The sequence below is a fragment of the Burkholderia sp. Nafp2/4-1b genome (assembly GCF_003635165.1).
Lineage (GTDB): Bacteria > Pseudomonadota > Gammaproteobacteria > Burkholderiales > Burkholderiaceae > Burkholderia.
In genome coordinates this window covers 1-2091 of sequence record NZ_ML058682.1, presented here as the reverse complement: position 1 = coordinate 2091, position 2091 = coordinate 1, and the positions used below count along the sequence as shown (strand labels likewise).

The 2091-nt window shown below is 59.4% G+C and carries 1 protein-coding gene; it reads right to left on the bottom strand.

Annotation, left to right across the window (positions count from 1 at the left end; all coding sequences use genetic code 11):
* Positions 1 to 2091 (bottom strand): PipA/GogA/GtgA family type III secretion system effector (locus C7H84_RS35975; protein ID WP_121863208.1); only part of this gene is annotated, 2091 nt, incomplete at both ends.

Genomic DNA, 2091 nt, shown 5'->3' with positions numbered 1-2091 from the left:
CGGTTGCGGCGGTGGATCCTCGTGGTGCATCGGCAATGCGATGATCGTGCGCTGGTTTTTTGCCAGTTCATGAGCCAGATCATCCAACCCGGTGCGCGGCCGTAGCGCGGCCAACTCCTTCTGAACGGTATGAAAGAACTCCCGCTGCGATTGATCCGAACCCTGCACCATCGACAAAGGAAGAGATGGCTTCGTCAATGGGGAGCGCCGGTCTTCTTCCAGTATTTTGGATAACGTACTGGAAAAGTTCGCGCCACCAGTTTCGACTAGCTGACCAGCGTTGCGTTTGGCGATAGCCCGCTCTCGGATTACTTCGCCCTGGGGCGGTTCTGTCGTTACCGATTGCTTACTCGTTGTATCGAGGTGGCGTTGCAATTTTTCGGTCAAATCAGGCGTCGGCGTGTAGGTCAAGCCTGCTCGCGGCGTACCCCCGAATTCTAGCGCGGACAGTGGTTTGAAGTCCGTATGAATCATCCTGGTTTCATAGGACTTACCTTTCGTCCAGGTATATCGCTCATCTTTGGTCGAGATGATCATCTCGGGCTTGAATTGGACCGAAGCCCCCGGCCCTACCGGGGAGACGAACTCCGCAGCTCTGGCCCGCGTCTGATCCGCCGTGTCGCCATAGTTCGGGTCGTAGTAGACAATTTCCTTGACCTGGAAAGTGCTAACGATTTTCGGGGGTGCATCAAGGGTACCGGTACGCACCGGTTTGCGCGCAGGTACGCCAACGCCCGATTTGCCTGCGGATTCCCTCAACGGCGTTTGCCACTCTTCCGTCGTACCACTCATTTCCTCGACGGCATAGGTCGTTATCACTTCCACCGCTTGCTTCTGAAACATTCGCATCTCAGGACCAGGGGTGGGTCCTTGGGCTACACGGTTCCTCTGAGTACGATCGCCGGCCTCATTGTCCTCCTCCACTTTCTTCTGATCCGCCCACAAGCAGTCCATCATCCGCTTGTGCTCGAGTTCGTTCTGGACAGTCGCACTGGCATGGTTGCCCACTGCGATGAAGTGCGCGGTCTCCGCTTCCCACCGTGCCGCGTTGTTGTCGGCCTCGATCTCGCGCTCAACTTTTCCTTGACAGTCGAACAGCCATTCGGCAGCCCGCTTCATCTCGGCTGACGGCTTCATCCCGGCTGACCGGTTCGCGGTTGCGTCCAGCGCTCGGTAAAGGGCGGAGGTGACGTCCGGCAGCCACTGATATTGGTCATCCAGCTTGCCGCGCTCGCACAGCCTGTTCACCATGTCCAATAGATCGCTTTCGAACTGCTGGACTTGCTCTGGGGTGGCATTCTCCTGGGGGGCCTCAATAAGCCTCAATTCCCGCCCGAACGCTATCTTCTCCTCATCGCGCATGCGCCCGGCCAGTGCCAACGCATCTCGCAAACTGGAATCAATCCCCACGCCCTCGAGCAGACGCCGCGGATCGAGTTCGCTGTAATCGCGCTCCTGCAAAGGCTCCGGGTCGGGGCCATCGCCCTGGGTCAGGTTCTCGAACTGCTCGATCGTATCGGCCCGGCGCGTCTGTGTCTGCTTGTCCGCATGCCCGCCCTCTTCACTGCACACCTGCGCAATCACTTCCTGCACCGCCTCATCCTCGTGTGCCTGGGCGGTCGCATCATGATAGAACTCGTGGATGAACGCACTCGCGCCACTCGTCTCGTCGGCACACCCTACATTGACCGGCGCGAGTTGGTCGTATTCGTCCAGCACCACCTGTATCACCACACCGCCGGCTGCCTCAATCTGCCGGGGCGTCACCGTCGTGCCGTACGTGGCGCCTGCCCGCAATTTCGCCGCCGCGCGCTTCTCAGGGTTCTGGATCAACTGGTCGATACGCGCGTTGGCCCAGCGTCGAAATACCACCTTGGTCTCATACGCATCCACGATCACCTGACGAACCGCCTCCACGCATCGCGGATCGGAGTTCGGCGCAAACAGCTTCATCAAATCGCCCTTGTGCCGCTTCTTCGTATCCGGCGCCATCTTGTCCAGTGCCAGGCGCACGGCCGAATCTGCCTGCATCGCGTCCAGCACGCGCTGGCTGTGAGCGTTATTCCGGTGATAGTCGAGCGCACGCAAGCG